This is a genomic window from Streptomyces sp. E11-3 (assembly GCF_046540415.1).
Taxonomy (GTDB): Bacteria; Actinomycetota; Actinomycetes; order Streptomycetales; family Streptomycetaceae; genus Streptomyces.
Genome location: NZ_JAZGRL010000001.1, coordinates 3,436,568 through 3,450,762, shown reverse-complemented (window position 1 = coordinate 3,450,762; position 14,195 = coordinate 3,436,568). Strand labels below are relative to the sequence as shown.

Genomic DNA, 14,195 nt, shown 5'->3' with positions numbered 1-14,195 from the left:
GGCCACCTCGGCCTCTCCCCGTTCTGCGTTCCGCGTTCCGCGTTCCCGTGGCGATCGTAACGGTCTCTCTTGACGGTTCTTTAACTTCACAAAGTTGTGAAATAAGCGTAGCTTCTTGAGCATGACGAAGGCAATCACGGTCTCGGGGCTCCACAAGTCGTTCGGCCGGACGCATGCCTTGGACGGTCTCGACCTTGAGGTCGAGACTGGTGAGGTACACGGCTTCCTGGGGCCCAACGGCGCGGGAAAATCCACCACCATCCGGGTTCTGCTCGGGCTGCTGCGCGCCGACTCCGGCGCTGCTCAGTTGCTGGGCAAGGATCCGTGGCACGAGGCGGTCGCGCTGCATCGGCGGCTCGCGTACGTGCCCGGCGATGTGGAGCTCTGGCCGAACCTGACCGGCGGCGAGGCCATCGATCTGCTCTCGCGGCTGCGCGGTGAACTCGACAAGCGCCGTCGGGACGAGCTGATCGAGCGCTTCGACCTCGACCCGACGAAGAAGGGCCGGGCGTACTCGAAGGGCAACCGGCAGAAGGTCGCCATCGTCGCCGCGCTCGCGTCGGACGCCGAGCTGCTGCTCCTGGACGAGCCCACCGCGGGCCTGGACCCGCTGATGGAGGTCGTCTTCCAGGACATCATCGGCGAGGCCAAGGCGGCCGGGAAGACCGTGCTGCTCTCCAGCCACATCCTGGCCCAGGTCGAGAAGCTCTGCGACCGCGTCAGCATCATCCGACTCGGCAGGACCGTGCAGTCCGGCACGCTGAGCGAGATGCGCCATCTGACGCGTACGACCATCGAGGCCGAGACCGAGCGCCCGGTCACCGGGCTCGACAGCATGCCGGGCGTCCACGCGGTGCGGACCGCGGACGGCGGCCGGGTGCGGTTCGCCGTGGACGGCGCCCAGCTGGACGGCGTGGTCCGCAGGCTCACCGAGTGCGGCATCCGCAGCCTCGTCAGCCACCCGCCGACGCTCGAAGAGCTGATGCTGCGCCACTACGGGGACGAGCTGGCCGCCAACGGACACGGCGAGTCCCAGGGCGACGGAGCGGTCCGATGAGCACCGCGACCACCGCCAAGACCCCCGCGCGCAGCTCGGTCACGGGCGGCAACGCGCTGGCCGGGACCCGTACGCTGATCCGCTTCAACCTGCGCCGGGACCGCATCAGGCTCGCCGTGTGGATCCTCGCGCTGTTCCTCGGCACGGTCGGGACGGCGAGCAGCCTCACGTCCGTCTACACCACCGCCGAGGACCGCGCCTCCGCCGCCGAGACCATGGACAGCCCCGCGGGGCTCGCCCTGAACGGCCCCAGGCACTACCTGGACGACTACAACATCGGCTCGATGCTGAGCCACCAGATGCTCGGCTTCATGGCCGTGCTGGTCGGCCTGATGAGCGTCCTGATCATCACCCGGCACACCCGCGGCGAGGAGGAGACCGGCCGCGCCGAGCTGGTGCGCTCCACCGTCGTCGGGCGGCACGCGCACCTGGCCGCCGCGCTGGCCGTCGCCGTACTCGCCAACCTGGCACTCGCCCTGCTGCTCGCCCTCGGCCTGACCGGAATGGGCATCGACGGCATCGACACCGGCGGCTCGCTCCTCTACGGCTTCGCGCACGCGGCCGTCGGCATCACCTTCGCCGCCGTCGCGGCGGTCACAGCGCAGATCACCGCGCACACCCGCGCCGCGTCCGGGATGGCACTCGCCGTCATCGGCGCCGCGTACGTGCTGCGCGCGTCCGGGGACGCGGGCAGCAGCGGCGCCCTGTCCTGGCTGACCCCGATCGGCTGGATCCAGCGCACCTACCCGTACGTGGACAACCGCTGGTGGCCACTCGCTCTCTGCCTGGCGCTCGCCGTCGGCACCGCGGCCGCGGCCTTCCACCTCTCCACCCGGCGGGACGTCGGCGCGGGGCTGCGCCCGTCGCGGGGCGGCAGCCCGGTGGCGTCCGACGCGCTGACCCGGCCGTTCGGCTTCGCGCTGCGGCTGCACCGGGGCGTGCTGATCGGCTTCGGGACGGGTCTGTTCCTGATGGGCGCGATGTACGGCTCGATCCTCGGCGACGCCGAGGACCTGCTGAAGGACATCGACCAGGTACAGGACGCCCTGGAGGAGATCGGCGGCGCCACGATCATCGAGTCCTTCGCCTCCATGATCATGGTGGTGCTCTCGATGGGCGCCGCGGTGTACGTGGTGATGGCCGCGCTGCGCCCGCGCTCCGAGGAGACCGCGGGCCGCGCCGAGCCCCTGCTCGCCACTGGCCTGTCCCGCGACCGCTGGGTCGGCAGCCACCTCGCCGTGGCCCTGACGGGCGGCACGCTGGTCCTGCTCCTGTCCGGGCTCGGCTTCGGCCTCGCGGGCGCGGTGTCGGCGTCGGACGGCGGTCTCGTCCTCAAGCTCACCGGCGCGGCACTGGCCTACGCCCCAGCGGTGTGGGTGACGGTCGGCGTCGCGGTGACGATCTTCGGCTGGTTCCCGCGGGCGAGCACGGCGGCGTGGGTGGTACCGGTGTACGCGTTCGTCGTCGGGTACCTGGGGGAGCTGCTCCGGTTCCCCGACTGGCTGAACAACCTGTCGCCGTACGGCCATGTACCGCAGCTCCCGGCCGCGGAGCTGGACTGGACGCCACTGGTGATCCTCAGCGCGCTCGCGGCGGGCCTGGTGTGGCTGGGCCTCGCGGGCTTCCGCCACCGCGACCTGGAGACGAAGTAGTTCACAACTCAACCCGCAGCTCATCGAAGCCACGGATCACGAAGCCCTTCTTGCGCACCGGGTCCGCGGCGGGCCGCAGCGTCGGAGCCTGGCGCAGCAGTTCGCCGAAGGACGCGGCGAGCTCGATGCGGGCCAGCGGGGCGCCCAGGCAGTAGTGGATGCCCGCACCCAGGGACACATGGGGGTTGTCGACACGGGCGAGGTCCAGTTCCTCCGGCCGGTCGAAGACCGCGGGGTCATGGTTGGCAGAACCGAAAAGAAGCGCCACCTCCGAGCCGCGGGGGATACGGACACCGTCGATCTCCATATCCTCAAGCACCCAGCGCTCGAACAGATGCAGCGGAGTGTCGTAGCGCAACAGCTCTTCCACAGCTGTGGACAGAAGCGAGGGATCGGCGCGGAGCGCGGCCAGCTGGGCGGGGTTGCGGAACAGCGCCCACCAGGCGTTGCCGGTCGTGTTGACCGTCGCCTCGTGCCCCGCGTTCAGGAGCAGCACACAGGTGGAGATCATCTCCTGCTCGGAGAGCCGGTCACCTGAGTCGTACGCGGCGATCAGGGCCGAAACGAGATCCTCGCCCGGCTCCTTGCGCCGCTCGGCGATCAGCTCCCGCAGATACGCGGAGAACTCGACCGAGGCCGTCACGGCGCGCCGGGCGGTCTCCTCCGCCGGGTTCAGCTCGTACATCCCGCAGATATCCGCCGACCAGGGCCGGAGCAGCGCCCGGTCGCTCTCCGGTATCCCCAGCATCTGCGCGATCACCGCGACCGGCAGCGGTTCGGCGACCGTCTCGATCAGATCGCCCCCGCCGTCCGCGACGAGCCGCCCGACCAGCTGGGCCGCCAGCTCCTGGACGTACGGCCGCAGCCGCTCCACCGTGCGCGGCGTGAACGCCTTCGAGACCAGGCGGCGGATACGGGTGTGGTCGGGCGCCTCCAGGTCGAGCAGACCGTTGTCGTTGAGCACATGGAACGGCTCGTGCTCGGGCGGGGGCGGCGTACGGCCGAACTCCTCGTGGGTAAAGCGGTGCAGATAGGTACGACCCAGGCGGCGGTCACGGAGCAGAGCCGACACATCGGCGTGGTGCGGCACGAGCCACTGGCGGGTCGGCTCGTACCAGTGGGCGCGACCGCGGGCACGGAGCTCGGCGTACGCGGGGTAGGGGTCCGCGGCGAACGCGGCCGAGTCGGGTGCGAAGGCATCGTCCATACCCGGACGCTAGCCCCTCGCACGCCGACCCCGCAGGGTGTTGCCCTCCGGCGAACCGACCGCACCCCGGCTACCCGCGAGGCAACGTCAACCCCCACGCCCCCGCCCGCACCGTCCACGTACGCGTACGCACCGGCCCCGCCACCACCGCATCCGCCCGATACCGGAAGTCCGCGCCAGAGACGGTCACCGCGCGCCCCTGAGCCNGGGGCGGGGGCGGGGGTGGTAACCCCCCCCCCCGCCCACGGCACACGTGCATGCGGGCACGCGCCCCCTGGCGGTCGGCAGCGCAGGGCGAGCTCCTGAACCGTACACCTGCTGTACGGTTCGAGAATGGCGACGACACCACAGACCGTGTTCCCCGTGACGGAGGCCCGTGCCTGCCTGGGCGATCTGGCCCGCCGGGCTGCCGCGCACGAGCACATCACTCTCACCGAACGAGGCCGTCCCACTGCCGTCCTCATCTCCCCGGAGGAGCTGGAGGATCTGGAGGACTCCCTCGCCCTGGCCCGCCTGGAGCTGCGCCGGGCACGTGGCGAGAAGCGGATGCCGGTGAGCAACGACGAAGCGCGTCGGAAGTTCATCGAGGCTGCGGGGCTGTCGGAGGATCCGCGTTGAGCTGGAGGGTGGAGTGGGAGCCGGAGGCGACGGACCAGGTCGCTGGGTTCCTCAAGGGTGATCCGGCTGGGGTCGCAGCGATTCTCGATGTGTGCGATGCGCTGGAGCGGGGGCCTGTGGCGGCCGGTTCCTCGGCGTGGGGGCCGTACCACCGTCGGCTGCGGAGCGGGCCTTGGAGGATCTTGTACCGCATCGACGAGGACACCGAGACGATTCACGTTGAGCACGTGGGGCGTTCTGTCTGAAGCCGCTGACCCCAACCGGTGCCCGTGTGCTCGACCCACCATGAAGGGCCGACTCCACAACAACGGGCGCGGAACGCGCGTCGAAACGCACCCGGCGCCTCGACGCGACAGTCGACGCGCACGCCAACCGGGCCCCACTCACCGGGCAGAAAGAAAGCCACATCACGCTACGAAGCCAGACCCCTCTGGCCCCGGGTGCGGAAGGTGGCTCCCGGCTCGCGAAGATCTGAGGCTGTAGTACTTGGGTCCGACAGAGCGCCTCGGCGTCATATCGCCCCGAGCTGGCGGAATTCATGTGTAGCGCGGGGGAACAAGGATGAGAGAATGTTCGACCGCAGCTCTCCATCGAGGGAAGACGCGAGGAATTGTGTGCAGGATACGGGGAAATGCTCCCATCGGCCGCCGCGCGCCTCGTTCACCATGACGGTCCATTGGTCCGGCTCAAGGCCTGGCCAAACAAGCCAGTAGACGAATTCCCCGTTGTCCGTGGTCGCCCATGGGATGACTCGGGACCCCTCGATCTCCAGTTCCGCCGGCTTCTTCTCGAATTCCCAGAGGTCTTCCAGGTCTTCGGCCTGATACTCTGCCCATTCGATGAGGTCGTAGTTCTCGTTGGGGCAGCCGGGCTCTAGGACGTACAGATAGTCGTCCCAGTTACTTCCTCCGTAGACGCGGATGAGCTCCTTGTAGTCGGCGGGAAGCTCAACCCCAAGGCTGCGCTCGACCTCGTCCCAATCTTTCTGGCGAGGCTCGCTCGGCGCTGGGGCAACATCGAAGAGACGCGTAATGGCGCTGGTCATGGCGGAGTCCTGTTTCTGAGGATCAATGAGTCCTGACGGCAGGGAGGTTGGCTTCATTTGACGATGCGTCCGTCTGGGCCCCGCTTACCCAACACGAGGTGATACGAACAGGACAGAATCTTCCGTTAGGAATCGTCCTGCGGCCACACCACCACCCATTGCCCCTCGGCGAAGAACTGATCCAGCGACGCGCGGTCCTCTGCCCAGTAGTCACCGCAGCCGCGGGTGAACGCCTCGTCGTGGGCGAGCAGGATGAGGTAGGAGTCCACGGTTCGGCTCATCGCTAGCCTCCCATCTAAGAAGTCACTACCAGATGCCGTGGGCGTCACCTTCGTCTGGTTCCGCAACGCGCTTCCCATCTGCATTCCATCAGGGTTTCGATTGTGCGATGTGATCGTCGCACTCAACGGGCGTCTACGAAAAATCCTGGGATGCCAGATTCCGGTGGAGAAGCCGGGCGAAATGTCAGGCGTCGCTTGCTGTTCTCAGCGCTTTCAACCGCCCGCAACTCGGGATCATTTATCGCGCCCAGGAATCGAGACCACAACCTTGCGCTCTGCCACATTGATTCGGCTAACTTCCACGGTCAACACGTCACCCACATCCGTTTTTGGCCCGTACCGCTGGAGTTCGAACGCAGGAAGGAACCCAGAGACATCCCCTTCAAGTCGCAAGAAAATTCCGATTGGCGCAACTTTGACAACCCGCCCAGAGAGCGTTGCCCCCAGTCGGGTTCGCGCGAAGTCCAAAAACGAGTCATGCTGGAGTTCCTTGAGCGATAGAGACACCTGATTTCGGTACGGATCAACACTCAGAACCAATCCCGTGACTTCTTGTCCGACGCGCACAACGTCCGAAATGCGGTCAAATTGATTCCAGGAAATGTTTACTGCAGTCACGACCGCGTCGATTCCATCAAGGTCGACGAAGGCCGCAAAATCAGTGACGGCAGTAACCATCCCCCTGCAGACCAAACCCGTGGGGTAGTCACGCGCCAGCGCCTCGCCATCTGCGCCCATACCTAGAGGCACCTCCTCAATCTCTCCAGGTGATTCCACCATAGTAATTTATCCAATTCACCTTTTCAATGAGGGCGTTGAAGCGGGATATGTCATCCCGCGGGATGAGCCACTGAAATTCACCTTCCTTATTGTCGTGTGTTCGCTTATATGGAGGATCTGCATGCTCGGGGAACTCATCCCTGAACCCTGGCTTCATGACGTACTCGTGATAGCCATCCTCGTAGACTCCCTGGTCGGCATACTTCTGTGCGACCCTTTCGCTGTCGCCAAGGTAGGCGGTTCCCGCGCCGCCCTCCGTGTCAGGGTGCAGGGATGGGTCGAGCCCATTTGCCTCGAGAGACCTGTTTCCCTTGTGTGGAGCTCGATAGAGCTTGACGGGCTCGTCAGGGCATACATCCGGGGCTAGGCCAAGGTGGTCGCTTCTCTTCTGCGGATTATATACGTATGCTGCCGGATTCTCCCCGCCGGTTAGGCCGAGCGGGTCGCAGATCGTATATCGGGCGCTATCTGGGTCGTAATGCCGGAAATAGTTATAATGAAGCTCGGTTTCTGGGTCGAAGTATTGGCCGGGAAAGCGAAGAGGGGTGTAGCTCGAGCTTTTCACTACCCATGACGTCTTACCCCATAGCGTGCTGTGCTTGCGCCAGGCTAGATCGCCACTCTCGTGAATGAGCTCTTCTGGGGTTCCAATGAGATCTGTGACGATGGCGAAGAATCGCTCGTCAATCGCCTCTCGTGGCGCATCGGCCGCGAGGATGCGTTCCGTCTGGGCCAATGGACGCAGGCCCCGGTGGTCCCATGTGAGTGCGACGGGATTCGGTAGGGACTCGCTCTCCGTGGTCTCCTCGCACAGCGTCGTGCCGTCCCAGGTGAAGGTGACCTGTTCCAGGACTGTGGTGCCGTCGTTGGCCAGGCGTTGTTTGGAGATGCGGCGGCCCAGGGCGTCGTAGGCGTAGCGCCAGACTGTCCCGTCCGGGGTGGTGACCGAGCGCATGCGGTCTTCGGCGTCCCACTCGTAGCGCCAGGTGTCTGGTTTGCGGGACAGGCGGGTTTTCTGGCGGAGGGTGATGCGGCCCAAACCATCGTGTTCGTAGCGGATGTTGCCCGCGCGGGTGATGGTCGTGCCGGTGTAGTCGCGGGTGCCGACCGCCTCCTGGCCCGGGTGGGTCGTCGGCCAGGAGGCCTCCGTCTGGTTGCCTGCCTCGTCGTAGGCGTAGCGCTCCGACCAGCCCGCCGCGTGGACGGCGGTCACCCGGCCGGCCGCGTCCAGGTCGAAGGTTTTCGCGCCCGCGAGCTGATCGTCCAGGGCGGTGAGGTTGCCGTCGGCGCGGTAGGTGTAGTCGCGGCGCTGGATGCTGCGGCCCGCGCCCGTGACTTGTTGGGTGGTGAGGCGGCCCAGAGGGTCGTACTGGGACGCCAGGGTGACCGTGTCACCAATGTGGCGGGTGGTCTCCTGGCCTGCCGCGTTGTGTTCGAAGGTGAGGGTGCGGCCGGAGGTGGTGAGCGACTCCCGGCGCCCTGCGGCGTCGTAGGTCCACGTGCTGACCGCGCCCGTGGGGGTCGTGCGGCCGACCCGGCGGCCGAGCGCGTCGTACTCGTACGACATCGTGCGACCGTTGACGGTCTCGGACTTGAGGCGGCCGTACCGGTCGCGGAGGTACGTGATCGCGGCGTCCGGGTTGACGGCTTCCGCGAGTTGGTCGGTGAAGTCGTACGCGAACGTCGTGACGGTCCCGGCGGCGTCCTTGCGGACGATGCGGTCCAGTTCGTCGCGCTCGTAGCGGGTGGTCTGGCCGAGCGCGTCGGTGCGGGAGGCCAGGCGGCCTGCCGTGTCCCGCTCGTAGGTCAGGGTCCGGTTGTCGAAGTCCGTCTCGGATAGGAGGTGTCCGGCCGCGTCGTATCTGTAGGCCCAGGTCAGGCCCTGCGGATTGCGGACCTGGGTGAGGCGCAGCTCGTGGTCGTGGGCGAACTCGTAGCGCACGCCGTCCGGGCCGGTGCGGGCGCTCAGCAGGTCGAAGTGGGTGTATTCGAAGCGGGAGACCGCGCCCATCGGGTCGGTGTGGGTGAGGCAGTTCCCCTCGCCGTCATACGTCCACGACTGCTCGCTGCCGTCGGCCTCGACTCGGCGGGCGAGCTTGCCCTCCGGTGTCCATTCCAGGCGGGTGACCGCGCCGAGCGGGTCGGTCAGGGTGACCGCGCGGCCGAAGGCGTCGCGCTTGATCCGGGTGGTCGCCCCCAGTGGGTCGGTGACGGCGACGGGCAGACCAGCCGGGTTGCTGCGGATGTGGGTGGTGTGGCCGAGTGCGTCGGTCACGGCTGTGAGGTGACCGGCCTCGTTGTAGGTGTAGCGGGTGACGGCCCCGGAGGGGGCGGTCACGCTGATGCGGTTGCCCCGCTCGTCGTACTCCTGCCGGACGGAGGTCCGGTCGGGGTCGACCACGCGGACCGGGAGACCGAGGGGGTTGTACTCCGCTGTCGCCTCGCGGCCGTCGGGCCGTACGACCGTGGTCAGGCGGCCGGACGCGTCGTACTCGAAACGGGCCGTGCGACCGAGGGGATCGGTCCAGTGCAGCAGCCGGTTGTAGCGGTCGTGCTCGTAGCGGGTGACGGCGCCGAGCGGGTCGGTCTCCTGGACGACCTGGTGGACGTCGTTCACGACGTACCGGCGGACCGCGCCGTCGGCGGTCGTCGCGGTGGTGACCCGCAGCCCGGTCTCCGGGTCGGCGTTCGTGTAGTCGAGGCCCAGGGTCATATGGCCCGCCGCGCCGCCCTCCGCGACGCACCGGTCCTGGTCGTCGTACTCGTACGTGTACGCGCTGCCGTTGCTGTCCGTCCAAGAGGTGACGCGGCCGCGCTCGTCGTACATGAACTGCAGTGGCAAACCGGAGGAGTTGGTGACCGAGGTGAGGTGGCCGTCGGTGTAGGCGTAGCGCAGGATCTCCTGGTCGGAGCCTTCCGGGGCCGCGCCCGCCAGGTGCAGGGCGGTGATGCGGCCCTCGGCGGTCGTGAACTTCAGGTGGTAGCCGCCCTGGTGGTTGATCGAGGCCGGGGCTCCAGACTCGTCGTACTCGAAGGTGATCCAGTTGCCGTTGCGGTCGTCGATCTGTGCGAGGAGCGCTACGACCGCGTCGTGCGGGGTGAAATGGGACACGCGGCCGGTGTCCGGGTCGGTGACGGTGTAGTCACCGTCGGGGCTGCGGTCCAGGGGCCAGCGCGGGCCGTGGCTCGGCATGACGGGGACGCCGGGCGCGGGGTGCGGGTAGCGCAGCAGCAGGCCGTCCTCGCACACGAACACGACGCCCTCGGGGCCGATCTCCAGCCGCTGGTCCGCGGTGGAGGACCAGGAGGGGCCGAACCACCGCCCGGCACGGTAGTTGGAGGCGACCCGGCGGCGGAAGACGACAGGAAGCGTGCCGGGCAGGGCGATGTCCGTCTGCGGCAGGTACATCACGCCGGTGGCGAGGTCGATCGGGTCCGTGTTCCCGCTCTCGACCTTCTGCCGGGAGTACTGCGGCGGATCGGTGTTGGCGGCCCGCTGTGCCGCGCTCTCAGCGGCGTCCGTGCCCGTGTGCCGGAGGGCGTTGTTCATCCCCGCGCGCAGCCCGCCGCGTGCGAGGCCCGTTCCCTTGGTGCCGAAAAGTTCGGGGATCAGGCGGCCGAGGAACTCGGAGGGGTCGCCCTTGGCCGCGTCCCAGGCGCTCTTGAGGGCGCGGTCCGGGTTGGCGACGGTGGAGGCGAGGCCGGCGAGCGTCGTGTTGACGCCCTTGGCGTACTCGGCGGGGTGGGTCAGGTTGTACGGGTCCGTCGGGTTGACCGTCCGGACGAAGTTGAGCAGGCCCGCCGTGCCCTTGGCCGCGCCGCCGAGCAGGTGCATGCCCTCCACGTTGGTCGCGACTGCCCAGCTCTCGAACTCGGCCTTCAGCTTGGCCCGGCCGGTGGGTTCCTCCGGCGCGTGCGCCATCGCCGCCGTGACGGCCGTCTTCGCGGCTTTCGCGGCCTCGTTGCGCGCCTTACGGGCGTCGGCGAGGATCTCGCGCGCTCTGGCCCGCTTGGCCTTGGCCGGGCCCGGGTCGGAGAACTCCCCCGGATCCGGCAGCGGACTGTCGCTGTTCCGAGCCGCGTTGTAGGCGACGACCTTCTTGTTGTACGCCTTCTCGGCCGTCCGGGAGTCGCTCTCGCCCTCCTTGTAGAGGGCGATCGCCTCCCGTGCCTTGCCCTGCGCGCTGACCACGGCCTTGGAGTACGTCTCCAGCGCCTTGGCCGCGTCCTCGCACGCGTCCGCGGCCCGCAGCCAGTCCTTCGGAAGCGGCTTGAACTTCTTGCGGAACGTCCCGGCCGCCTCGCCCTTCCAGTGACCCCCGTCGAGCTTCCTCAGCCCGCCGCCGACCAGGTCGAACGCCTTGTGGAAGTCCCGCAGGTTCTTCACCGTGGCGGCGATCTTCTCCGGGTTGCCGTGGACCAGCTCGTTCGCTTCCTCGGTCTGCCCGAGCTGCTTCTCACTGACCTCGGCCCCGAGCGAGGACGCGGTCTCGTCGCCCCAGTCCTCGACGACCTCGGCCAACGCGTCCTGACCGTAGTGCCGCAGGCCCTGCCCGGTCTTGTCGGTGACATAGTCGACGCCTTCGCCCAGGACTTCCTTGCCTTTGTCGATGCCCTTGTCGACTGTGTCGACCGCCTTGTCGACGCCCTTGCCCACAAGATCGCCGACCACTCCGAAGTCCGGCATCAGCGGCTCTCCCCCCACCGCGGCTGCTCGGCCTGGTCGATCGTCGCCTGGTCGGGGTCCAGGGTTTCCTTGAGCTGCTCGTCTATCCCGTCACGCGCCCTCGGGTCCAGCACCCCCGAGCGCTCCATCGAGTCGAGCAAGGAGTCCTCGACGTCGTACGCGGTGTTCTTCCAGGTCTGCTTGATCTCTTGGTTGGCCTCCTTGAACGACTCCGGGCTCCAGTCCGGGTTGTCCCACGTGTGCTGGTCGCGGATCGCGTCCCAGCTCATCTTCTTGACCTCGTCCTCGGACAGGTGCGGATTGCCGTTGGCGGAATTGACCACGATCTTCAGCGAATCCTTGACGTACTGCTCCTGCTCCGCGAACGCTCCCACCGACAACCCGAGCGCCTGGGCCACCACGTTGCCCTTCAGGGAGAGCGCCTGAACGCCCCACTCCCACCGGTCGCAGAACGTCCCGAACTCCGACGCCAGCCCGCTGTGCCCCAACTCCAGACCCGACAACCCCAGTTCCGAGAACCCGCGGCCGACCGACGCCTCGCCGATCATGCCGAGGTCCTTCAACTCTGAGTGCGCCAGGTTGATGCCCTTCGCGATGTCCGCGAGCGCCCCCGGCGGCAGATGGATATCCGCGTTGCTCTCCGTCATTCCGTTCCCCCGTGCTCGCCGTGCGTTCCGTACGCCCCGTGCTCGCCGTTCGTTCCGTACGGCCCGTGTCGTGGCTGCTCCCCGAGATCCACCGCGACCTCGTCCGGCACGATCCCCGCCACCGGCGGGAACACCACGCCGTCCTCGCTGCCCGCGTCCAGCGCCACCCCCGCCGGCCCCGGCAGCATCGGCACCATCACATCCAGCAACCGCGCACCCAGGATCGTGCGGTACGTCCACTCCCGCCCCGCGTCCCCCTGCGCGACCGCGAAGCGGGCCAGCGCCTCCTCGTCCGAGAACGCGCAGATCCACCGCACACCGCTGAAATCCGCCGTCCACAGAGAGTCGTGCGCGTCAAACGGCACCAGCACCGCCGTCCGCCGGAACTCTCCCAGCAATCGCGCAAACTCCCGCCTTGCGGCGGTTAGTTCGTCAACCGGTGTCGCGGTCGGTGCAGTCGTCTGCATGGCTGCGGCCGGTGCATCCGACGGTTGCTCAGTGGGTGCGGCAGGCGCCGGTGCGTCGGCCAGATCAGCCAGATCGGCCAGCCTCGAACGGCGAGCCTTCGGTATGTCGTCCCCGTGCTCAGTCACCGCCGCATGCTGTCACGCGCACATTCCCACGAGCAACGAACAAAAGGGCGATTCCTGCCACATGGGCCAGTCGTCACGGTGATCCCGGCCAACGCCTGCGGCGGCCACCCGGAAGCTGGCTCAGCGCGCGCAGCTCTGGGCGGGCCGGGGGAACGGCCCCTCGGTGGGTGGGCTGTCCACGATCTGGCGGGCGAGATCGGTGAGCTTGATCTGGTTTCTGCGGGCGTGGTGGCGCAGTAGCGTGAACGCGTCGTCCACGCTGCAGTTCAGCCGCTCGGTCAGGATGCCCTTGGCCTGCTCGATGACGACTCTGCTGTCCAGCGCGGTCTGCAGCTGCCTGCCTCGGGTCAGCGCGTGGTCCAGCGCCTTGCGGTGGGCCAGGCCGACGGCCGCGGCGGTGGCCAGCGCGCGGCACCAGCGGACCTCCTCCGGGTGCAGCGAGCCGCGCTGGTGGTAGAGGATGAGCGAGCCGATGGCGCGGTCCCCCTGCCGGATCGGGAGTGCCGTGACGGCGGTGAAACCCGCTTCCAGGGCGCGCCGGCTGAAGCGGGGCCAGCGGGTGTGGGTGTGCGGGTGGGCCATCGGGATGTCGGTCAGCGGTGTGCTGGTGCGCCAGGTGTCGTGGCAGGGGCCCTCGCCCAACTCGGCCTGGGCGCGCTCCAGTTTGCAGGCGGAATCGTTGGAAGCGGCGATCTGCCGGGGCCGGTCGGGAGTGCCGCTGAGACTGCAGGCGGCGGCCTGAACATGCGGTACAACCATCACGCACTGAGTGAGCCGCCGCAGGAATCGGGCGTCATCCTCGCCGCGTACCGGCGCGTCGGTCAGGGCGAGCAGAGACAGCGCCTCGGGGTATCGCGGGGGGAGAGAGCGGTCGGTACACATCGAACGTCCTGAGCCTGGGGGGTGGCTGGGCGGTTGGGTGGACAGGTGGGCGGCTGCCGAATGCGCTCGACAGCCGCCTCTCAGCAGGTAACCACAGAGAGGCGTCCTGTCACTACAGGGCGTCAGCCGTTGGGGATGATTCCGGACTTGCCAGGTTCAGACATATGACGCAGACGTATGCGGTCTGCCGGAGTTGTTCGTTATCGAAACGGGTTCGCTCAATTGGTTAAGAACGGCTAGCGCGGCGGGATGATAGTGGTGTAAGACGAGTGGCGTTGCCCTGGACCCCGGTGACATCGCAGCGAGTACGGCACTGGGGGTCCGCCTTGTACGTCGACGACGACGCCTTTGGCATGCGGGAACGAATTCTGGGGGAAGCGGCCGTACTTGAGCTGCATGGGGAGATCGACTTCCTGGCGACCGCGGAACTGACGCCGCGTATCGAGGCCCTGACCGCACATCAGGCGGCAGACCTGATCGTCGATCTGACCCGAGTGTCCTTCATGGACGCGGGCGGCTTACGGCTGCTGGTCAGGGTGCGGGACCATGTCGCCTGCCGCGGCGGCGAGCTGCGGGTCGTGCGAGGGGCCCCGCGGGTCATGCGGCTGTTCCGGATCACCGGACTGGAGTACACCTTCGCCTTCGTCGACTGCCTTCCTGGGCAGTCCCGTTCGGGCGGGGACGACGACAACCGACCCCCACCCGGCCTGGCCGCGGCCTGAGGGCAGGGGCCGGGGCGGAGCCGG

Annotated in this window: 12 protein-coding genes and 1 pseudogene; 4 read left to right on the top strand and 9 right to left on the bottom strand. The window is 68.0% G+C overall.

Translation table 11 applies throughout. From position 1 onward, the window contains the following. The first annotated feature begins 121 nt into the window (after positions 1 to 121). Positions 122 to 1,057 carry an ATP-binding cassette domain-containing protein gene (locus U9R90_RS15800; protein ID WP_411057073.1) on the top strand — a complete coding sequence of 312 codons (936 nt, stop codon included), beginning with the start codon at positions 122 to 124 and terminating at the stop codon, positions 1,055 to 1,057. Continuing rightward, complete coding sequence (locus U9R90_RS15795; RefSeq protein WP_411057072.1) at positions 1,054 to 2,709, top strand: ABC transporter permease; 1,656 nt, start codon at positions 1,054 to 1,056, stop codon at positions 2,707 to 2,709. The genes U9R90_RS15800 and U9R90_RS15795 overlap by 4 nt, the downstream gene beginning before the upstream one ends. 1 nt (position 2,710) lies before the next feature. Here the strand turns inward: U9R90_RS15795 and U9R90_RS15790 are convergent, their stop codons facing one another. Further along, on the bottom strand, positions 2,711 to 3,916 hold the full coding sequence (locus tag U9R90_RS15790; RefSeq protein WP_411057071.1) for a cytochrome P450: 1,206 nt from the start codon (positions 3,914 to 3,916) through the stop codon (positions 2,711 to 2,713). Between the two features lie 70 nt (positions 3,917 to 3,986). After that, a pseudogene (locus tag U9R90_RS15785) lies at positions 3,987 to 4,115 on the bottom strand (diacylglycerol kinase); the annotation flags it as partial. Between the two features lie 134 nt (positions 4,116 to 4,249). Between U9R90_RS15785 and U9R90_RS15780 the strand changes: the two are divergent. Further along, positions 4,250 to 4,534, top strand: coding sequence for a type II toxin-antitoxin system prevent-host-death family antitoxin (locus tag U9R90_RS15780; protein ID WP_411057070.1), 285 nt, complete (start codon positions 4,250 to 4,252; stop codon positions 4,532 to 4,534). A 511-nt stretch (positions 4,535 to 5,045) separates the two neighbouring features. Here the strand turns inward: U9R90_RS15780 and U9R90_RS15775 are convergent. The 7 genes from U9R90_RS15775 to U9R90_RS15745 form a co-directional block, all read right to left on the bottom strand. Then, positions 5,046 to 5,579: an SMI1/KNR4 family protein gene (locus tag U9R90_RS15775; protein ID WP_411057069.1), complete on the bottom strand. Its 534-nt coding sequence runs from the start codon at positions 5,577 to 5,579 to the stop codon at positions 5,046 to 5,048. Between the two features lie 125 nt (positions 5,580 to 5,704). Then, positions 5,705 to 5,860, bottom strand: a complete 156-nt coding sequence (locus U9R90_RS15770) for a hypothetical protein (protein ID WP_411057068.1) — start codon at positions 5,858 to 5,860, stop codon at positions 5,705 to 5,707. A gap of 234 nt (positions 5,861 to 6,094) precedes the next feature. Next, on the bottom strand, positions 6,095 to 6,598 hold the full coding sequence (locus U9R90_RS15765) for a S1 RNA-binding domain-containing protein (RefSeq protein WP_411057067.1): 504 nt from the start codon (positions 6,596 to 6,598) through the stop codon (positions 6,095 to 6,097). Positions 6,599 to 6,614: 16 nt separating this feature from the next. After that, positions 6,615 to 11,327: a putative T7SS-secreted protein gene (locus U9R90_RS15760; RefSeq protein WP_411057066.1), complete on the bottom strand. Its 4,713-nt coding sequence runs from the start codon at positions 11,325 to 11,327 to the stop codon at positions 6,615 to 6,617. Then, the gene (locus U9R90_RS15755) at positions 11,327 to 11,974 is read right to left on the bottom strand and encodes a hypothetical protein (RefSeq protein WP_411057065.1); all 648 of its coding nucleotides are present in this window, start codon (positions 11,972 to 11,974) and stop codon (positions 11,327 to 11,329) included. The genes U9R90_RS15760 and U9R90_RS15755 overlap by 1 nt, the downstream gene beginning before the upstream one ends. Next, complete coding sequence (locus U9R90_RS15750; RefSeq protein WP_411057064.1) at positions 11,971 to 12,567, bottom strand: SseB family protein; 597 nt, start codon at positions 12,565 to 12,567, stop codon at positions 11,971 to 11,973. Before U9R90_RS15750 ends, U9R90_RS15755 begins: the two co-directional genes overlap by 4 nt. Before the next feature lie 120 nt (positions 12,568 to 12,687). Next, positions 12,688 to 13,449, bottom strand: coding sequence for an ANTAR domain-containing response regulator (locus tag U9R90_RS15745; protein ID WP_411057063.1), 762 nt, complete (start codon positions 13,447 to 13,449; stop codon positions 12,688 to 12,690). A 353-nt stretch (positions 13,450 to 13,802) separates the two neighbouring features. Between U9R90_RS15745 and U9R90_RS15740 the strand changes: the two genes are divergently transcribed. Beyond that, on the top strand, positions 13,803 to 14,171 hold the full coding sequence (locus U9R90_RS15740) for an STAS domain-containing protein (RefSeq protein WP_411057062.1): 369 nt from the start codon (positions 13,803 to 13,805) through the stop codon (positions 14,169 to 14,171). Positions 14,172 to 14,195: the final 24 nt, after the last annotated feature.